Source organism: Ruminococcus sporogenes, assembly GCF_054655175.1.
On record NZ_BAAHOA010000003.1, the window covers coordinates 452532 to 467515 of the forward strand.

Annotated in this window: 19 protein-coding genes; 16 read left to right on the plus strand and 3 right to left on the minus strand. The window is 39.6% G+C overall.

What is annotated here, in order from left to right; all coding sequences use genetic code 11:
* Positions 1-177: 177 nt before the first annotated feature.
* Both ACYQ0N_RS12365 and ACYQ0N_RS12370 read left to right on the plus strand, forming a co-directional pair.
* Positions 178-705 (plus strand): sigma-70 family RNA polymerase sigma factor, encoded by a 528-nt coding sequence (locus ACYQ0N_RS12365; protein WP_177531529.1) that lies wholly within the window; start codon positions 178-180, stop codon positions 703-705.
* 560 nt (positions 706-1265) lie between these two features.
* Positions 1266-1469, plus strand: coding sequence for a hypothetical protein (locus ACYQ0N_RS12370; RefSeq protein WP_460162838.1), 204 nt, complete (start codon positions 1266-1268; stop codon positions 1467-1469).
* A 25-nt stretch (positions 1470-1494) separates the two neighbouring features.
* Here ACYQ0N_RS12370 and ACYQ0N_RS12375 read toward each other — a convergent pair whose 3' ends face one another.
* Positions 1495-2694: an IS110 family RNA-guided transposase gene (locus ACYQ0N_RS12375; RefSeq protein WP_460162679.1), complete on the minus strand. Its 1200-nt coding sequence runs from the start codon at positions 2692-2694 to the stop codon at positions 1495-1497.
* Positions 2695-2978: 284 nt separating this feature from the next.
* Between ACYQ0N_RS12375 and ACYQ0N_RS12380 the strand changes: the two genes are divergently transcribed.
* From ACYQ0N_RS12380 to ACYQ0N_RS12410, 7 genes are all read left to right on the plus strand, one after another.
* Positions 2979-3326, plus strand: coding sequence for a type II toxin-antitoxin system PemK/MazF family toxin (locus ACYQ0N_RS12380; RefSeq protein ID WP_124100731.1), 348 nt, complete (start codon positions 2979-2981; stop codon positions 3324-3326).
* Positions 3319-3480 carry a hypothetical protein gene (locus ACYQ0N_RS12385; protein WP_460162839.1) on the plus strand — a complete coding sequence of 54 codons (162 nt, stop codon included), beginning with the start codon at positions 3319-3321 and terminating at the stop codon, positions 3478-3480. The genes ACYQ0N_RS12380 and ACYQ0N_RS12385 overlap by 8 nt, the downstream gene beginning before the upstream one ends.
* A 78-nt stretch (positions 3481-3558) precedes the next feature.
* Positions 3559-5103 (plus strand): recombinase family protein, encoded by a 1545-nt coding sequence (locus ACYQ0N_RS12390; protein ID WP_460162840.1) that lies wholly within the window; start codon positions 3559-3561, stop codon positions 5101-5103.
* A gap of 55 nt (positions 5104-5158) precedes the next feature.
* Complete coding sequence (locus ACYQ0N_RS12395) at positions 5159-5434, plus strand: type II toxin-antitoxin system Phd/YefM family antitoxin (RefSeq protein ID WP_460162841.1); 276 nt, start codon at positions 5159-5161, stop codon at positions 5432-5434.
* Positions 5434-5742 carry a type II toxin-antitoxin system RelE/ParE family toxin gene (locus ACYQ0N_RS12400; RefSeq protein WP_460162842.1) on the plus strand — a complete coding sequence of 103 codons (309 nt, stop codon included), beginning with the start codon at positions 5434-5436 and terminating at the stop codon, positions 5740-5742. The genes ACYQ0N_RS12395 and ACYQ0N_RS12400 overlap by 1 nt, the downstream gene beginning before the upstream one ends.
* Positions 5743-5845: 103 nt before the next feature.
* Entirely contained in the window at positions 5846-6781 is a 936-nt protein-coding gene (locus ACYQ0N_RS12405) for a recombinase family protein (RefSeq protein ID WP_460162843.1), read from the plus strand.
* The gene (locus ACYQ0N_RS12410; RefSeq protein ID WP_460162844.1) at positions 6717-8336 is read left to right on the plus strand and encodes a recombinase family protein; all 1620 of its coding nucleotides are present in this window, start codon (positions 6717-6719) and stop codon (positions 8334-8336) included. Before ACYQ0N_RS12405 ends, ACYQ0N_RS12410 begins: the two co-directional genes overlap by 65 nt.
* A gap of 164 nt (positions 8337-8500) precedes the next feature.
* Here ACYQ0N_RS12410 and ACYQ0N_RS12415 read toward each other — a convergent pair whose 3' ends face one another.
* A complete protein-coding gene (locus ACYQ0N_RS12415; RefSeq protein ID WP_460162845.1) occupies positions 8501-8866 on the minus strand; it encodes a tyrosine-type recombinase/integrase in 366 nt (121 codons plus the stop codon).
* A gap of 31 nt (positions 8867-8897) precedes the next feature.
* On the opposite strand from ACYQ0N_RS12415, the gene ACYQ0N_RS12420 reads away from it, so the two are divergent.
* Entirely contained in the window at positions 8898-8945 is a 48-nt protein-coding gene (locus ACYQ0N_RS12420) for a hypothetical protein (RefSeq protein ID WP_460162937.1), read from the plus strand.
* 220 nt (positions 8946-9165) lie between these two features.
* Positions 9166-9999 carry an Rpn family recombination-promoting nuclease/putative transposase gene (locus ACYQ0N_RS12425; protein ID WP_460162846.1) on the plus strand — a complete coding sequence of 278 codons (834 nt, stop codon included), beginning with the start codon at positions 9166-9168 and terminating at the stop codon, positions 9997-9999.
* A gap of 55 nt (positions 10000-10054) precedes the next feature.
* On the opposite strand, the gene ACYQ0N_RS12430 is transcribed toward ACYQ0N_RS12425, so the two are convergent.
* Positions 10055-10294 carry a hypothetical protein gene (locus ACYQ0N_RS12430; RefSeq protein ID WP_177531631.1) on the minus strand — a complete coding sequence of 80 codons (240 nt, stop codon included), beginning with the start codon at positions 10292-10294 and terminating at the stop codon, positions 10055-10057.
* 66 nt (positions 10295-10360) lie between these two features.
* Between ACYQ0N_RS12430 and ku the strand changes: the two genes are divergently transcribed.
* The 5 genes from ku to qatB all read left to right on the plus strand — a co-directional run bounded on the left by ku (position 10361) and on the right by qatB (position 14984).
* A complete protein-coding gene (ku, locus tag ACYQ0N_RS12435; RefSeq protein WP_460162847.1) occupies positions 10361-11128 on the plus strand; it encodes a non-homologous end joining protein Ku in 768 nt (255 codons plus the stop codon).
* Complete coding sequence (locus ACYQ0N_RS12440) at positions 11125-11280, plus strand: hypothetical protein (RefSeq protein ID WP_460162848.1); 156 nt, start codon at positions 11125-11127, stop codon at positions 11278-11280. The genes ku and ACYQ0N_RS12440 overlap by 4 nt, the downstream gene beginning before the upstream one ends.
* An 81-nt stretch (positions 11281-11361) precedes the next feature.
* Positions 11362-11781, plus strand: coding sequence for an Hsp20/alpha crystallin family protein (locus ACYQ0N_RS12445; RefSeq protein WP_460162849.1), 420 nt, complete (start codon positions 11362-11364; stop codon positions 11779-11781).
* 423 nt (positions 11782-12204) lie between these two features.
* On the plus strand, positions 12205-14148 hold the full coding sequence (gene qatA / locus ACYQ0N_RS12450) for a Qat anti-phage system ATPase QatA (RefSeq protein WP_460162850.1): 1944 nt from the start codon (positions 12205-12207) through the stop codon (positions 14146-14148).
* 11 nt (positions 14149-14159) lie between these two features.
* Positions 14160-14984 (plus strand): Qat anti-phage system associated protein QatB, encoded by an 825-nt coding sequence (qatB, locus tag ACYQ0N_RS12455; RefSeq protein ID WP_460162851.1) that lies wholly within the window; start codon positions 14160-14162, stop codon positions 14982-14984.

Genomic DNA, 14984 nt, shown 5'->3' on the forward strand with positions numbered 1-14984 from the left:
ACCAATAAAACCAAAGAGTAAACAAGCTTTTAAGGCGTGTTTAGCTCAAACTCTGTTGTGCTTTAAAGGCAGAACGGAGTTTTTTTATGCTCATTTTTAAGTGGCAGTGCTTTGTCGCCGGATATCCTTAAGCCTTCGTTTGATTCGAAACAAGAAAATCAAAACGGAGGAATTGAAATGAAAAGGACGGAATTTAAAAAAATTGATATGAAGCTTGTTAAAGAGATCATCAGTAAAAAAGGGTTTTACTATTTTTCACTGGACAGGGTTTATGAAAGATTTTGCGGTGCAAACTACATAATCGTTACCGACGATCCACATTTTAAAGAGCGGCATCCGAGGTTTGCAAAAGAAATTATTATGACTCCGGCACAGTTTGAGCTGTACGCCGCAGAGTACAATGACCGAATCGCATATGACGACAGAGAACGAAAAAGAATACTTAAAAAAGAAGAAAGACTTTTGAATGAAGCTGAGCTTACAGCTGATGACACTGTGGAAAACCAGGTTATGCGTAAGCTTCAGAACGAGCAGATATATTCAGCTGTGAAAAACCTGACCGATAAGCAGAAAAAACGCGTCATTCGCTATTTTTACTATGGTTTGACCGAACGTAAAATAGCAGAGATTGAGAACGTATCGTACAAACAAATACGGAAGTCAATAGAGCAGGCGAAAAAGAAAATAAAAAAATTTCTAAAATAGGGGTCTCAAAACGCCCCTCCCATTCCCTTAATAAGTAGAGGGGCAAAAAAGCCTCCTACGGAACCTTGAAAACAGAATAGCAGTACCGGAAATACTTTAATCCTGCGGGCGGTATAAAATCTCGTCAGCCAGGGAAGCCATACGCCTGCGGTAAATATGAAGCTTCAAAATCCGAAACAGCTTTTCGGAACGGCAATGAAACGCAGGAGGATAATGATACTTCCGTCCAGTCACAGCGCCCCTTGACCGGGGAATCAAGCAATGAGGGCGGCTCTGTGAGAACCACAGAGGGATGAGATTTCCATGAGATCGATAAGCTGTCGATCGTTTCCGGTATTCCGAACGTGATCGGATAAAACGCTTTTTAAAGCGTTGGATAAATTTCACGATAAATCGTCTGATGCAACGAATCAGACGAAGGCAAAACGATAAAAGCTTGTCCGCGCCGTAATCATGTTTATTCCATAAAGGAAAGCGGATGTAAAGGACGGCGCGGATATAGCTTAAGTGCGGGAAATTCCCGCGCTTAAGCTATATAAACGACAGAAAGAGCTGATTAAATGAGTAATGTTTCTAAGGATAAAAGACGCAGAGAGGAATACGGCTGGCAGCCTATGGCCGGCGACGGATCAGGTATTTCGCTGAACGTTCCCTGCGTCAGATTACCGGATGATCATAAATGCAAGGGCTGCGTATGGTACAGCAGGGATACCGACGTTCTGTATTGTCCGTTTGCCAGATGCATAAGGAAAGACCAGCTATAAAAAGTCAATACCCAAAATGAAAAAATCAAGATAAATTTTTAGGATTTTTCGTAGGGGTTGGCAAATAAGGTCTGTTCTCTTTGAGAATAACAAAAATAATATTACAAAGCTTGCGAGCAACACCTCCGACAGCAGTGAGATGGTGCTTGCCTCTGGCTCTGAGAGATTGATAATATTCAGATAAAACGGGGTCGCAGAAAGCGGCACGCTGTGCGGCAAGCCAGATAGCTCTGCGCAGATAAGGTGAACCACGCTTGGAGATTTTGTTTTTAGTTCCTGAAAACTCTCCCGATTGTTTAACGGTAACGTCAAGTCCTGCAAAGGCAACAAGCTGATTAGGACGTTCAAAGCGGTTGATATCGCCGATCTCACTGACGATGATTGCACCAAGAACATCACCGATACCGGTGATAGTGGTTATGTATTGATTGGTTTCGTGAAGAAGATTTGAAATCTGTTCTTCAAGCTCAGAAAGCTGATTTTCAAGGAAAACAACCTGCTGCATAAGCTGCTTGATCTGAAAAGAAAAAGCGTCTTTTGCAAAGGCGATACCAAAGGTGTTTTTAGCAGCAGCTTTGAGTTCTTCAGCCTTCTCTTTGCCAAATTTACCGTGACTTGCTTTGTTCAAAATGTTGGTAAGCTTTCTTGTGGAAATTGCAAGCATATCTTCAGGTGTTGGGCAGTTCAGAAGCAACTCGGTTGATGAGCTTCCGAATGTATCTGAAAACAGCTTGTCATACTCGGGGAATACTTGGTCAAGCAATGCAATTACACGTCTTTTGCAGTCGCCGCAGGCGTCCACAAGTGCAAGACGATAGCGTGAAAGCTGTCTTAATGCAATGATATTTTCCTCAGAAAGCGAGGTTGCGGAATATTCTCCGAAACGCATAATCTGAGCGATGATATATGAATCCTTAGAGTCGTTCTTGGTCTGACGAATATACATTTTTCTGAAAGCTTCGGACTGAATAGGGTTGATAACCTTGACAGTATATCCAAGCTCAAGGAAAAAAGCATATACGGAAAGCCAGTAGTGACCAGTTGCTTCCATTCCGATGATAACATCGTCAGGAGCAATTTCAAATTTTTCAAAAACAGCAAGGATTTTTCCACAGCCTTGCTTGTCGTTGGAGAAGGGGATGCTGTCAAGCAGAGTTTTGCCGTTTATGTCGATGACGGAAGCCTCGTGCTTGTATTTAGCGATGTCAATTCCGCAATAAAACATTGTGATACACCTCGTAAAATTTTGTTACAGCAAAGGTTATCCTCTGTATTTTACGGAAATACAACCTCGTTAGATATTCAGCACTTAAATGCTATCCAGCTCATTCGCATCTGTCCGTAAAGCAGAGGCGCTACTCTTTCAAAGGAAGCCTTGCTTCAAGGAAGCGAACAGCGCCCTCTGACTGTACAGATTTATTATCTCACATTTCTGTGTGATAAACAAGAGGTTTCATAGGGGTTCTCTTTAAATTACCCTTAAATTTATTATACGAGGAAGCGATAAAAATGCTGATTAAGCGGGGAGATATATTCTATGCGGATCTAAGTCCCATCATAGGTTCAGAGCAGGACGGAATACGTCCCGTTCTGGTTATACAGAACGATACAGGAAATAAATACAGTCCTACCGTTATAACGGTACCCATATCATCCAAAAAGAAAAACAGCCTTCCGGTCCATGTTCCTCTTTCGGGAACGGAAGTACTGCCGAAGGAATCAATGATCCTGACGGAGCAGATAAGGACGTTAGACCGAAGACGGCTGAAAAAATACTTGGGTTCTCTGGATAATGAGATAATGGATAAGGTCAATGAAGCGCTGAAAATAAGCATGGGGGTTGAAGATAATGAATAAATACGGTCAGGCGGAGTACGCCGCGGAAATTTTAAAACAGATAACGGAAAAAATGCTCTCGGCAGGTATTATTACAGACGAGCAGAAAAAGCGTCTCGATAAGCTTAACACTGAAGATTGCTATAGTCGTTTCTGCACAGTATTGGCGGCTTGAATTTGTCAGGTTTGATGATACCATTCAACAAAAAAGTGTGGTATTCTTGTTGGTAAAAAGAATAAAGGAGTGAGGAAAATGCCTGCGGTTACAGTGATACAGCCGACATTGACAGAAGAAAAAACAGCAAAAATACGCTGTGCCGCCTATTGCAGAGTAAGTTCTGACAGCGAGGATCAGCTTAATTCCTTTATGGCGCAGACAAGGTACTACAGTCAGCTTTTTGAGGATTCAGAAGCGGAAGAGCTCATCGACATATATGCCGACGAAGGGATCACAGGCACCCGTGAGGACAAGCGCGGCGAGTTTAAGCGGATGATGAAGGACTGCCGCAGAGGTAAGATAGACAGGATCTATACGAAATCTATCAGCAGATTTGCCCGTAATACAAAAGACTGTCTGAAAAATGTAAGAGAACTGAAATCCCTTGGAATAACGATATTTTTTGAAAAAGAAAATATCGATACCGCAAAGATGACCGATGAAATGATGATAACCATTATGGGCGGTCTTGCGCAGGAGGAATCGACTTCGATCTCGCAGAACTTACGTTGGGGAATAAAAAAGCGAATGGAAAACGGCACAATAAAAATGTGTACTCCGCTTTTCGGGTACGACCTTGTAAACGGAGAGTTAGCTTTAAATTCCCAAGAAGCCGAAATAGTCCGGCAGGTATTTGATTGCTATCTGAACGGCAGCGGCACTGCAAAAATAGCTAAAACGCTAAATAGTTTAAACGTCCAAAGGAAAGGCAAACCATGTCATTGGACTGCGGGTACAGTTAAACTAATGCTTACAAATGAAAAATATATCGGAGATCAGCTCTTTCAGAAATATTATACAACGGTTACGCTTCCATTCAGACATATACTGAACAAAGGCGAATGTGAGCAATACTATTATTCCAAAAAACATGAACCGATAATTTCAAGAGAAGATTTTGATAAGGTTCAAGCACTAATAAAACAGAGAAGCAAATATTTTGGAAATACAGAATTTAAGCAATATCCGTTAAGCATGAAAGTATTCTGCGGTAACTGCGGGAAATTGTTTAAGCGTATAAAAATCAGAGGAAAAATATATTGGGTATGCCGTACTCATAATAACAGGGCAAAAGATTGTACGAATAAGGCAATAGTTCAGGAATTGATTTACGATTCATTCATCAGACTATATAACAAGCTGTATTTCAATTACAAAGAGATACTTCTCCCCTTACATACCGCTCTTCAGAATCTTAAGCTCAGAAAGTTCAGCGGTCAGGCTCAGGTAATGGAAGTCCGCAAGGAGATCGCAAAGCTTCGGGAGCAGTCTCATGTTCTCGCGCGGCTGAAAACAAAAGGATTTCTGGACGAGGCAAAATACATTGAGCAGACTGCGGAGCTTACAGCTAAAATCAATAAACTGCAAACGGAGCTGAAAAAGCTTACACGTTCCGACAATGAGGATGAAACGCTTAATCAGATTGAAATGCTGATCGACTTTTTTGAAAAGCAAGATGATCCTATAACTAAGTTTGAAGAATCGGAATTTGAAAGCATTGTTGATAAGATTGTTGTCATAAATCAGCATGAACTGGAATTTCACTTGATCGGTGGATTGAAGTTTAAAGAAAAAATATAGACCGCATTGACAATTTAGCGTAATTGTGATAAAATATATTCAGGAGGCGATGATTATGGATATGAATATGATCAGACCTGTTTCGGATTTAAGAAACAATTTTGCCGATATTTCAAAGACCGTTCACGAAACCGCACAGCCTGTTTTCCTTACAAAAAACGGTTACGGCGATATGGTAGTTATGAGTATGGAAGCGTTTGAGAAAATGCATTTTGAAAGCGACGTATATTTCAAGCTTGCCGAAGCTGAAAGAGAAGCTGAGGAAACCGGCGAGCGCTTTTCTTCAAAGGATGTTTTAAACGCAATGAAAGCGGCGGCGAGAAAAGAATAATGTATACGATCGAGTATTTACCGATAGCAGGACGCGATATGGTTGACATTGCAAAATATATCGGCGTAAAGCTTGAAAATCCCGAAGCCGCTGAAAGACTGGCTGAGAAAATGATTGAAGCTGCCGAAAAGCTGACGGATATGCCGTATAAGTGTCCGGTGTATATTCCTGTAAAACCGCTGAGGCATGAATACCGCAAGCTCATAGTTCAGAATTATATCATGTTTTATTGGGTCGACGAGGATAAAAAACTCATAACAATAGCAAGGGTTGTTTACTCCGGAAGAGATTATGAAAACCTATTATAACGAAATGCCTTATGATAAAAAATCGTAAGGCATTTTTGTTGATATTGGTACTGGATTTCCGCAGAGCCTTGTGGTATTCTATTGATTGAAAGGAGTGAAATCAATGCCCAAAAACAGAGTTATCCCGTTTGGTTACTGTATGAGAAACGGAGAAATAACCGCCGAACCGAAAGAAGTCTATGCCGTATCAACGATTTTCAGCGAATATCTGAAAGGCGGCAGCTTGCTTCAAATAGCAAAGCTGATGGAGTCTGAAAAAATCAGATATACCGCCGATTCTGATAAATGGAACAAAAACATGGTCAAGCGTATAATAGAAAATGAGAAATATTTAGGTAACGATAAATATCCGCAGATAATTGACGAAAATATTTTTAAGCAGGCAAATGAAAAACGGGTACGGAAAGCCGCTGCGCTTAATCTGATATGTGATGATTTAAAAGAAATCAGAAAAATCACATACTGCGCCGAATGTGGTCAAAGACTTTCACGAATCGGGGGTAATTCAAAATATGAAAAATGGGATTGCAAAAATCCCTGCTGCTTTAAATTTGAATATCGGCTGACGGATCAGATGATAAACGGAGCTTTATTAACTGCTCTGAACTCTGCTATTGCAAATCCAAGCTTAATAGAATGCGAGAGCGAAATCAGCGCCTACTCCCCCACTTCCGATATTCTTCGTCAGCAGAATGAGATCAGCCGGATGACAGATTCCCCACAGGTGGATTTTGAAAAAGTCAAGGCGGAGATTTTCAGACTGGCTGAAATAAAATACGAGCGCTGTACATACAGCGATAAACCGCAGAAAACAGCGAAACTCATATCCTTACTTAAAAATCATAATCAACTGAATACACTGGATATCGGCTTATTTAAGTCTTGTATAAACAAGATTTTGATAAGCCGTTTCTGTACTATAGAGGTCGAGTTTATCAATGGAATAAAAATAAAAAATACCATTAGGAGGGAAAATGATGAATACAGCGCCGAATGTCAGAATAATACCTGCGAAAACGCAGACAGCGGAAAACCGTGATAAATATCACCAATTAAGAGTTGCCGCATACTGCCGTGTTTCCACCGAGCAGGAGGAACAGCAGAACAGCTATCAGGTGCAGATCGCATACTACACCGATTTGATTAACAGAAAAAAAGAATGGACTCTGGCCGGAATTTTTGCCGACGAAGGGATCAGCGGTACTCAGACAAAGAAAAGAACGGAGTTCAACCGCATGATCCGTATGTGCAGAAATAAAAAAATTGATCTGGTGATCACCAAATCAATATCAAGATTCGCCCGAAATACAGTTGACTGCCTTCAATATGTCAGACAGCTGAAAGACCTTGGAATCGGAGTAATATTTGAAAAGGAAAACATAAATACTCTGACCATGACTTCGGAATTTATGATAGCTCTGTACGGCAGCTTCGCTCAGGCGGAATCGGAATCAATAAGTAAAAACGTTAGCTGGGGTAAAGAAAAAGCGTACCGTAACGGTAAAGTTCCGTTTCAGTACAAGCATCTGCTGGGGTATAAAAAAGGAGCTGACGGAAAGCCGGAGATAGTTCCCGATGAAGCTGAAACGGTGAGAGCTATATACGATCTCTTCCTTGACGGCTTCAGCATGACCGATATTGCCAATAAGCTGACGCTTTCGGGCAGAAAAACAGCTCACGGAAATACGGAATGGCACAGGGAGATAGTAAGGTCGATACTCAGAAATGAAAAATATGCTGGCGACGCTTTAATGCAGAAAACCTTTACCGTTGACTGTATCACTCACAAGGTAATGAAAAATAACGGAGAGAGGCCCATGTACCTTGTGACCGACCACCACTCCCCAATCGTAGACAGAGATACCTTTAACCGTGTTCAGCAGGAGCTTGCAAGACGTAATTCCAAACGGAAGATTTCGGATAAAACAATCACGGAACAAGGCAAGTACAGCAGCAAATATGCGCTTTCCGAGCTTCTCATCTGCGGAAGCTGCGGAACTCCGTACAGACGGCAGATATGGAAGTCAAACGGTAACAGATACGCTGTATGGCGGTGCATAAGCCGACTTGAACACGGAAAAAGATACTGTACGAACTCGCCTACTTTAAATGAAACAGTTCTGGAAAAAGCTATTCTGAATGCGGTAAACGAGTATTTCGGCTGCCGGGATGAGATAGCAGAAATACTTAAAGCCAATATCGGCAGCGTCTTGGAATATCAGGGGCAGGATGAGATAATATCGATAGAAAACCGCTTAAAGGAAATCGATCGGTCGAGAAACGATCTGATCGGGCTTATAGCTTCCGGCGGCTGCGACGAGGATAAGCTGGATGCCGAATTCGCAAAGCTTTACCAAGAAGAACAAAGCCTTAAGGAACAGAAAGATGACTTAAAAGAAAAAATGCGTTTATCAGCCGATACGCAGGATAAAATCGATTCGGCTATGGATATGATAAAGGGTGAAAGCTTAAGGCTTGAATTTTTTGATAACGTCATAATCCGAAAGCTTGTAGAATGCATTAAGGTTAAAAGCAAGACGGAGCTGCTCATAATTTTCAAAGGCGGAGTCGAGGTTAAGGCAGAGATGAGATAAGAATATCGGAATAATTTTCCTCTTGAAAAACCTAGTTTGTTGATATATAATTAAAACATAGTTAAAACTAATTCAATAAAAAACGGATATCCGAAAAGATACCCGTCGAAAGATGTCGTAAAATAAATCGTTTTACGAAATTCACAAACAGGCATAGAACAGCGCTAACACGCCAGCCGATTGACGTATTTGCGTTTTAATTTTTCCGAGGAATGGACATAAGTATTGAGTGTAATTTTGACGTCGCTGTGACCGAGCAGCTCGCTTAAAGTCTTAATATCAAACTGCTTTTCCACGCACATTGTAGCATAGGTATGGCGCAGAGCATGGAATGATATATCGGATATTTTACATACCGCAAGAATTTTCTTAAATTTATGCTGTAATGTTCTTGGCTCGGTCGGTTTTTCCCTGCCGGAAAGAATAAAAATATCAGGCTTCTGCCTGAACTTTTTCAGCATTTCAATAATAAATAAGGCGGGAACAACGAGCAATGCCAACTCAGGAGCCAGCGGAACGTCTAACCCCAATACCGGAGCAGCTTCGGCTGCGGCAGCGGGAATAATCTTATTATCAGCAATCGGCGTTATCGCATCAAGAAAGAAGTAACCTCCTTTACATCTTCATGGTTTATTTCACTGCTTCCGACTTAACTTTAGCGCTGAAAGCAAAAACAAGGGTACAGTTATCTGTACCCTTGTTTCATTAACTTCGGCTCCACTGGGACCGAAGTAAAATTTACTTTTATAAAGCTTGCAATGATTGGCATAGTATGATATAATGAAGTTAGAAAAAGGACGGAAAACAGACGTAACGGAGGCTGATACCAATGGGCAGAAACATAGTAAAAGCAAAGCTGGATATAATATTCAAGACGATGTTTTCAAAATCGGAAAACGAGGATATATTGCATAGTTTTTTATCGACTATGCTTGAACTGCCATATGATTCGATAAAAGAGATAGTGATTCAGAACTCCGAAATACTGCCGGAAACGATAACTGGGAAATTCAGCAGACTTGATCTGAAAATGCAAGTGGACGATAAATTGGTCAATGTGGAAATGCAGATAAAGAACGAGCCTGACTTCAACGACCGCGTATTGTATTACTGGTCTAAGCTGTACAGCGGCGATCTGAAAAGCGGAGACGAATACGGCGATCTGAAGCAGAGCATATCGATCAATATAATAAACTTCAATATGTTTGAATGTCCCGAATTTCATTCATGCTTCAAGGTACTGGAAGTAAACAGGCACGAGCTGCTGACGGATAAGTGCGCGATACACTTTTTTGAGCTTAAAAAGATAAACAAAAAGGTAAATAAGAATAACCGCATGGAGCTTTGGCTTCAACTGATAAACGCGGAGAGCGAGGAGGAATTGGAAATGCTGAGACAGACAAATGTGCCGGAGATACAGAAAGCGGTAATGGTAATACACCAGATGAGCGAGGATGAGAAGATACAGGAGCTTGCGAGATTAAGAGAAAAGGCTCTGCATGATGAAGCCAGCGCGTTAGGTCATGCAAGACGTGAGGGCGAGCAGATCGGCATGGAAAAAGGCATAGAAAAAGGTAAAGAAGAAGAAAGAGCCAATATCGCAGCAAGGTTAAAAGAGCTTGGCTTGTCAGACGATATGATAAAAGCCGCTCTTAATAAATAACAAAAATAATAAGGATACAGCTAAAATAAACGCTGTATCCTTAATTTTACCCAAATTATCTTTTCCCCTCAACAAACCATCTCGGATCCTCATAATACAAATAGGACTGCCGACCTGAAATGCGGCAGGTATACCTCATTCCGATACCTACCGCTTTAAGACTGGCGGCTCTGCGTTTGTCAAGGATTCTATCTATCTCATAAACCGTACCGTCCTCCCATGTTACGGAAAGCGGAGTAATGTTACCCTCAACGTCAAACCGCGCCGTTACCTCAACATAAACCTTTCTTGCCATATCGTCACCGTAATTAGTATTACTTTTTACGGAATGGATATACTACTAAAAAAGGAGATGTTCAATATGGCAGTATCGCACAGAGGAGCAATTTCATTCGGCTTGGTTCATATTCCCGTAGGACTGTATACAGCCACACAGGATAACGATATACATTTTAATCAGCTTTGCAGAGAGGACGGCAGCAGAGTAAAGTACAAAAAGGTCTGCGCTTCCTGCGGCAAGGAGGTATCGTCAAAGGATATTGTAAAGGGCTTTGAATACGACAAGGACAAATTTGTCATTATGTCTGACGAGGATTTTGAAAAAGCCAAGTCCGAAAAGGATAAAACCATTCACATTCTGCATTTTACAGAATTAAATTCCATACGTCCGATTTATTATGATAAAACCTATCACGCGGTTCCGGAAGCCGGAGGCGATAAGGCGTTTGAGCTGCTTCGTAAGGCTATGAAGGACGAAAACAAGGTTGCTATCGCCAAAACCGTTATGGGTACCAAGGAAAAGCTTTTAACTTTGATTCCTACCGATAACGGCATACTCATTGAAACAATGTTTTTCGCAGACGAGGTAAAGCAGGCGCCTAAAGAGCCCGCGCACCCCGACATAAGCGAGGCGGAGCTTACAATGGCGAAAACCCTGATCAATTCAATGGTTAAGGACTTTGAACCGAATTTGTATAAGGACGAGTATCAGGTAAAACTGCGTGAAATAATCGAGCAGAAAATTGCCGGAAAAGATATCGTCGCTTCATCTCCGGAAATCAAGGTAACGGCTATTGATATTATGGAAGCCTTAAAGCAAAGTCTCGAGCAGATAGGCGCTAAAAAATGACCGATATATGGGAAACTAAAGATATCAATCCAATGTTAATCGGAGCGGAGGGAGAGCCCTTTGACAGCGAGGAATATATCTATGAACTATATGATGAAAACAAAAAGCGGCGGAATGCGTCAGCCTGTTTTCAAAGGGTTAAGAGAGGATAAAGCGCCGGAGGATTGTGTAACGAATAAAAGGGTTGAAAAATAGAATAATAAAGAAATACAATAAAATCAGGAGGAACAATTATGTTTGGACTTACCCCATATGAAAGAAATGATTTGTGGAATCCGTTCAGGGAATTTGAAAAGGACTTTTTCAAGGACTTTTCTTCAGTAAACCGCTGCCGTACAGATATCAGGGACGAGGACGGAAAATATATTCTGGAATGTGAAATGCCCGGTTTTAATAAGGAGGACATAAAAATTGACGTAAACGGAAGCGTTCTTACCCTGTGTGCAGAGCATAAGTCAGAAAACGATGAGAAGAATAAAAACGGAGAATATATCCGCAGAGAAAGAAGCTACGGCTCATATTGCAGAAGCTTTGATATATCAAATATAGATGAAAGCGCGATTGAAGCGGAGTATACAAACGGCGTTTTAAAGGTTACGCTGCCTAAAAAAGCTGAGCAGCAGCCGGAAATAAAGAGAATAGAAATAAAGTAAGCAAACGGAGCGATGGCATTCTCTGTTTTTTGACTTTTGAACTGCTGTAAAACAAAATATTACCGTTACAGGCGTATGGAACGAATGGACTCCATACGCCTTTTCTCTTACACGAAATCAAACAGGAGGTAACTCAAATATTATCTATTAGTTGGGGCGTGAAGATTCGTAAGCTTTGCAAGAAATTTGTACAGAGGAAATATTTGTTTTCGCTTAATGGCAGATTGCATAAAAACAACATAGTAAAATATATAAATTTGTAGAAAATGTATTGCAAATGCTCTTTGTTTGGCAATATGTATTGTAATTAACAGAAGCGTGGTGTATAATGGTTGTTAAGAAAGATAATTGGATATTAATATGTGTCAACAAGGGAAAATGATTATTATTTCTTAAGTAAAAAACTATTATTTGGAAGGTAATATGATGATTTTATCGGATAACGAAACGAAAGTTGATATGTTAAATAGTAGAGCAATTGCTAAAACAATTGCTAATATAATTCAGGATTGTGATGATCGGCCAATTTCTATTGGTGTTCACGGCGACTGGGGTGCGGGTAAATCTTCTGTTTTGGCAATGGTCGAAGATGAACTTAGTTCAGAAGATAAAAAAGAAGATAGAATCGTGTGTATTCGTTTTAATGGTTGGCAGCATCAAGGTTTTGAAGATGCAAAAATAGCTTTAATGAGTGCTATTGTTTCTGAATTATCTTCAAATATAACGATATCAGAAGAAGCAGAAGATATATTACAAAAACTATGGAAAAATATAAATTGGTTTTCTGTTGTAAAGACAGCGGGCAGTGCTGCTTTTTCTCTCGCAACAGGTCTACCGCCAATTGGATTACTAAACACTCTAAAAGATAAATTAAAAAGTACGATTTCAAGTGAAAATAAGATAAATAGCGTATTAGACAGTATAGAAAGTTATATGACTGATGCAAAGGTTTTTGAAGATGTATCTCTGAATAAGGAATTTTCTGAATTTCAAAAATCATTTGAGGAGTTATTAAAAAAATCAAAAATAGATAAGTTGGTTATCTTAATTGATGACTTAGACAGATGCCTCCCTAAAGTAACTATTGAAACTTTAGAAGCAGCTCGCTTGTTTATGTTTACAAAATATACAGCTTTTGTTATAGCTGCTGACGAAGCAATGATTGAATATGCTGTTCACAGTCATTTTCCCAATTTGCCAACAGATAATGATAATAGTGATGATTATTCAAAGCGTTACCTTGAAAAGCTTATTCAAGTTCCATTTAAAATTCCTGCTCTTGGAAAAGTAGAATCAGAGATGTACATTACTCTTTTAATGATAAGTTCTCAAATAACAGATAATAACAAAGAGTTCAATGCTTTACTTGAAGTAACAATTAATAAAATGAAAAAGCCATGGGAGAATTCCGGATTTAGTGAAGAAGAATTGCGAAATACATTGGAATCAAATTATGATTCACTCGTTGAAAAAATATCTGTAGCAAATCAAATTTCAGATATTTTATCAGGAAACACTCAGGGTAATCCTCGAAAAATCAAGCGGTTTATCAATATGTTGTTGTTGCGTAAACAAATGGCAGATGCTCGTGGTTTCGGGGATTCAATTCGGATTCCAATCCTGGCTAAATTGATGCTTGCAGAATATTATTTTCCAAATCAATATAAAGAAATTGCCACACTTACTAATGATTATGGTCAATGTCATTTATTAATTGAATTTGAAAAACAATTGACAACCAACGATTCAAAATCAAATGATGAATCTGATCATGATGCTATTGTCATGTTAGCTCCAAGAAATGGACAAATGCAGGAAACACCCAAAATAGACGAACATATTGAACGTTGGAAAAAAGATAGGTCTTTTTCCAAATGGGTTATAAGTGAACCTACATTAAAAGATGTCGATTTACGCCCATATTTCTTTGCATGCAAAGAGCGGGAAGACTTTTTCTTTGAACAGATAAAATCTGAGCAGTTGAGAGAATTAGTATATGTATTGATGAGCGGTAAAATGGCGATTGCTGGCAAAAACGATGAGATTAAAAATTTGTCAAATGATGAGGCTCGATTGGTATTTAACCAGTTGAAAACGAAAGTAAAAAAGATTCCAGATACATCTATGCAACCTAATGGAATTAATGGGATACGAATCCTTGTAGAACATCACAAAGAACTTGAAAATAGTTTGTTAAGCTTTATTGAATCATTTCAAACAGATACAGTTGGTGCTTGGATTTGTGCAGGATGGAAAAATTGTATTACAACCGTTGAAGGCAAAGAAAGGCTTCGTAAATATATTAAAAAATTGAAAACAGCTGGTACAAAACTCACAAAAATAGCTGCAGAAACTGCATTAAAATGAGGTGAAGAATCATGGGAACATCAACAAGTAATCGAGGTCAAAACGGGAATACACCATTAGTACCATCTTGGCTGGATGACGATCTAAATGACATGCCGCAACAAGATTCTAAAATACCTGTAGATAATGAACAGTATGATGATACCCAGTCTTTTGATTCAAAGCGATTTACATCTCCTAGAAGTGATTTTACTCGCTACATAAATAGCGGTGGAAATAAAACTGACAGGCTGCATAAAGCTATTTCGTCATATGTGAGAAAATCAGCTGGCGGCTCCCAAAATGCAACAATACGCTTAGGCTCAGCACGAAGAAGTACGGCAAAATTAGTAAGCATTATGAGCGGTTTTGCTGGGGGCAATATTTCCGCTACAGCAAATAGGTTCAATCTTGGAGATATAATCGGGAAACCAGCTAAAGAAGTTTTTCTTCGAATCATGGACTTTGTTTGCCCGGATGGTGGGAGAACTGATGAGGGAATTGCAAGAAGTGCATATATAGATGCATTATCTACGATACCGGATTTAGAAAATAAACAAATCGAGTCACTATCTCCTTCAGAATTTCTTGCATTTACTGAAATATATATGGCAGATGTTGTACAACAAAAACTTCTTAATGATATTGCTAATAAGATGTTTTCGCTGCCAGACAATATATCTACTATTGAAAATATAGAAAACCAGATGAAGGAATTTATACAAAATGCTATTTCAGATTCTATTTCAAGGTTAAATGTTGATATTTGTAACATTAGTCAACAGCAAGCTCAAAATGTTGTAGATTCAATTTATAATACAACGTTTGATATAATGTCTTCGTATGAGGAGGAATAG

What these genes read in the sequence shown, in the direction of transcription:
- qatA (WP_460162850.1), top strand. Translation starts at nt 12,205, where the DNA reads ATGATGATTTTATCGGATAACGAAACGAAAGTTGATATGTTAAATAGT.
- ACYQ0N_RS12410 (WP_460162844.1), top strand. Translation starts at nt 6,717, where the DNA reads ATGATGAATACAGCGCCGAATGTCAGAATAATACCTGCGAAAACGCAG.
- ku (WP_460162847.1), top strand. Translation starts at nt 10,361, where the DNA reads ATGGCAGTATCGCACAGAGGAGCAATTTCATTCGGCTTGGTTCATATT.
- ACYQ0N_RS12395 (WP_460162841.1), top strand. Translation starts at nt 5,159, where the DNA reads ATGGATATGAATATGATCAGACCTGTTTCGGATTTAAGAAACAATTTT.
- ACYQ0N_RS12405 (WP_460162843.1), top strand. Translation starts at nt 5,846, where the DNA reads ATGCCCAAAAACAGAGTTATCCCGTTTGGTTACTGTATGAGAAACGGA.
- ACYQ0N_RS12425 (WP_460162846.1), top strand. Translation starts at nt 9,166, where the DNA reads ATGGGCAGAAACATAGTAAAAGCAAAGCTGGATATAATATTCAAGACG.
- ACYQ0N_RS12440 (WP_460162848.1), top strand. Translation starts at nt 11,125, where the DNA reads ATGACCGATATATGGGAAACTAAAGATATCAATCCAATGTTAATCGGA.
- ACYQ0N_RS12400 (WP_460162842.1), top strand. Translation starts at nt 5,434, where the DNA reads ATGTATACGATCGAGTATTTACCGATAGCAGGACGCGATATGGTTGAC.
- ACYQ0N_RS12390 (WP_460162840.1), top strand. Translation starts at nt 3,559, where the DNA reads ATGCCTGCGGTTACAGTGATACAGCCGACATTGACAGAAGAAAAAACA.
- ACYQ0N_RS12365 (WP_177531529.1), top strand. Translation starts at nt 178, where the DNA reads ATGAAAAGGACGGAATTTAAAAAAATTGATATGAAGCTTGTTAAAGAG.
- ACYQ0N_RS12370 (WP_460162838.1), top strand. Translation starts at nt 1,266, where the DNA reads ATGAGTAATGTTTCTAAGGATAAAAGACGCAGAGAGGAATACGGCTGG.
- ACYQ0N_RS12445 (WP_460162849.1), top strand. Translation starts at nt 11,362, where the DNA reads ATGTTTGGACTTACCCCATATGAAAGAAATGATTTGTGGAATCCGTTC.
- qatB (WP_460162851.1), top strand. Translation starts at nt 14,160, where the DNA reads ATGGGAACATCAACAAGTAATCGAGGTCAAAACGGGAATACACCATTA.
- ACYQ0N_RS12375 (WP_460162679.1), bottom strand. Translation starts at nt 2,694, where the DNA reads ATGTTTTATTGCGGAATTGACATCGCTAAATACAAGCACGAGGCTTCC.
- ACYQ0N_RS12430 (WP_177531631.1), bottom strand. Translation starts at nt 10,294, where the DNA reads ATGGCAAGAAAGGTTTATGTTGAGGTAACGGCGCGGTTTGACGTTGAG.
- ACYQ0N_RS12380 (WP_124100731.1), top strand. Translation starts at nt 2,979, where the DNA reads ATGCTGATTAAGCGGGGAGATATATTCTATGCGGATCTAAGTCCCATC.
- ACYQ0N_RS12385 (WP_460162839.1), top strand. Translation starts at nt 3,319, where the DNA reads ATGAATAAATACGGTCAGGCGGAGTACGCCGCGGAAATTTTAAAACAG.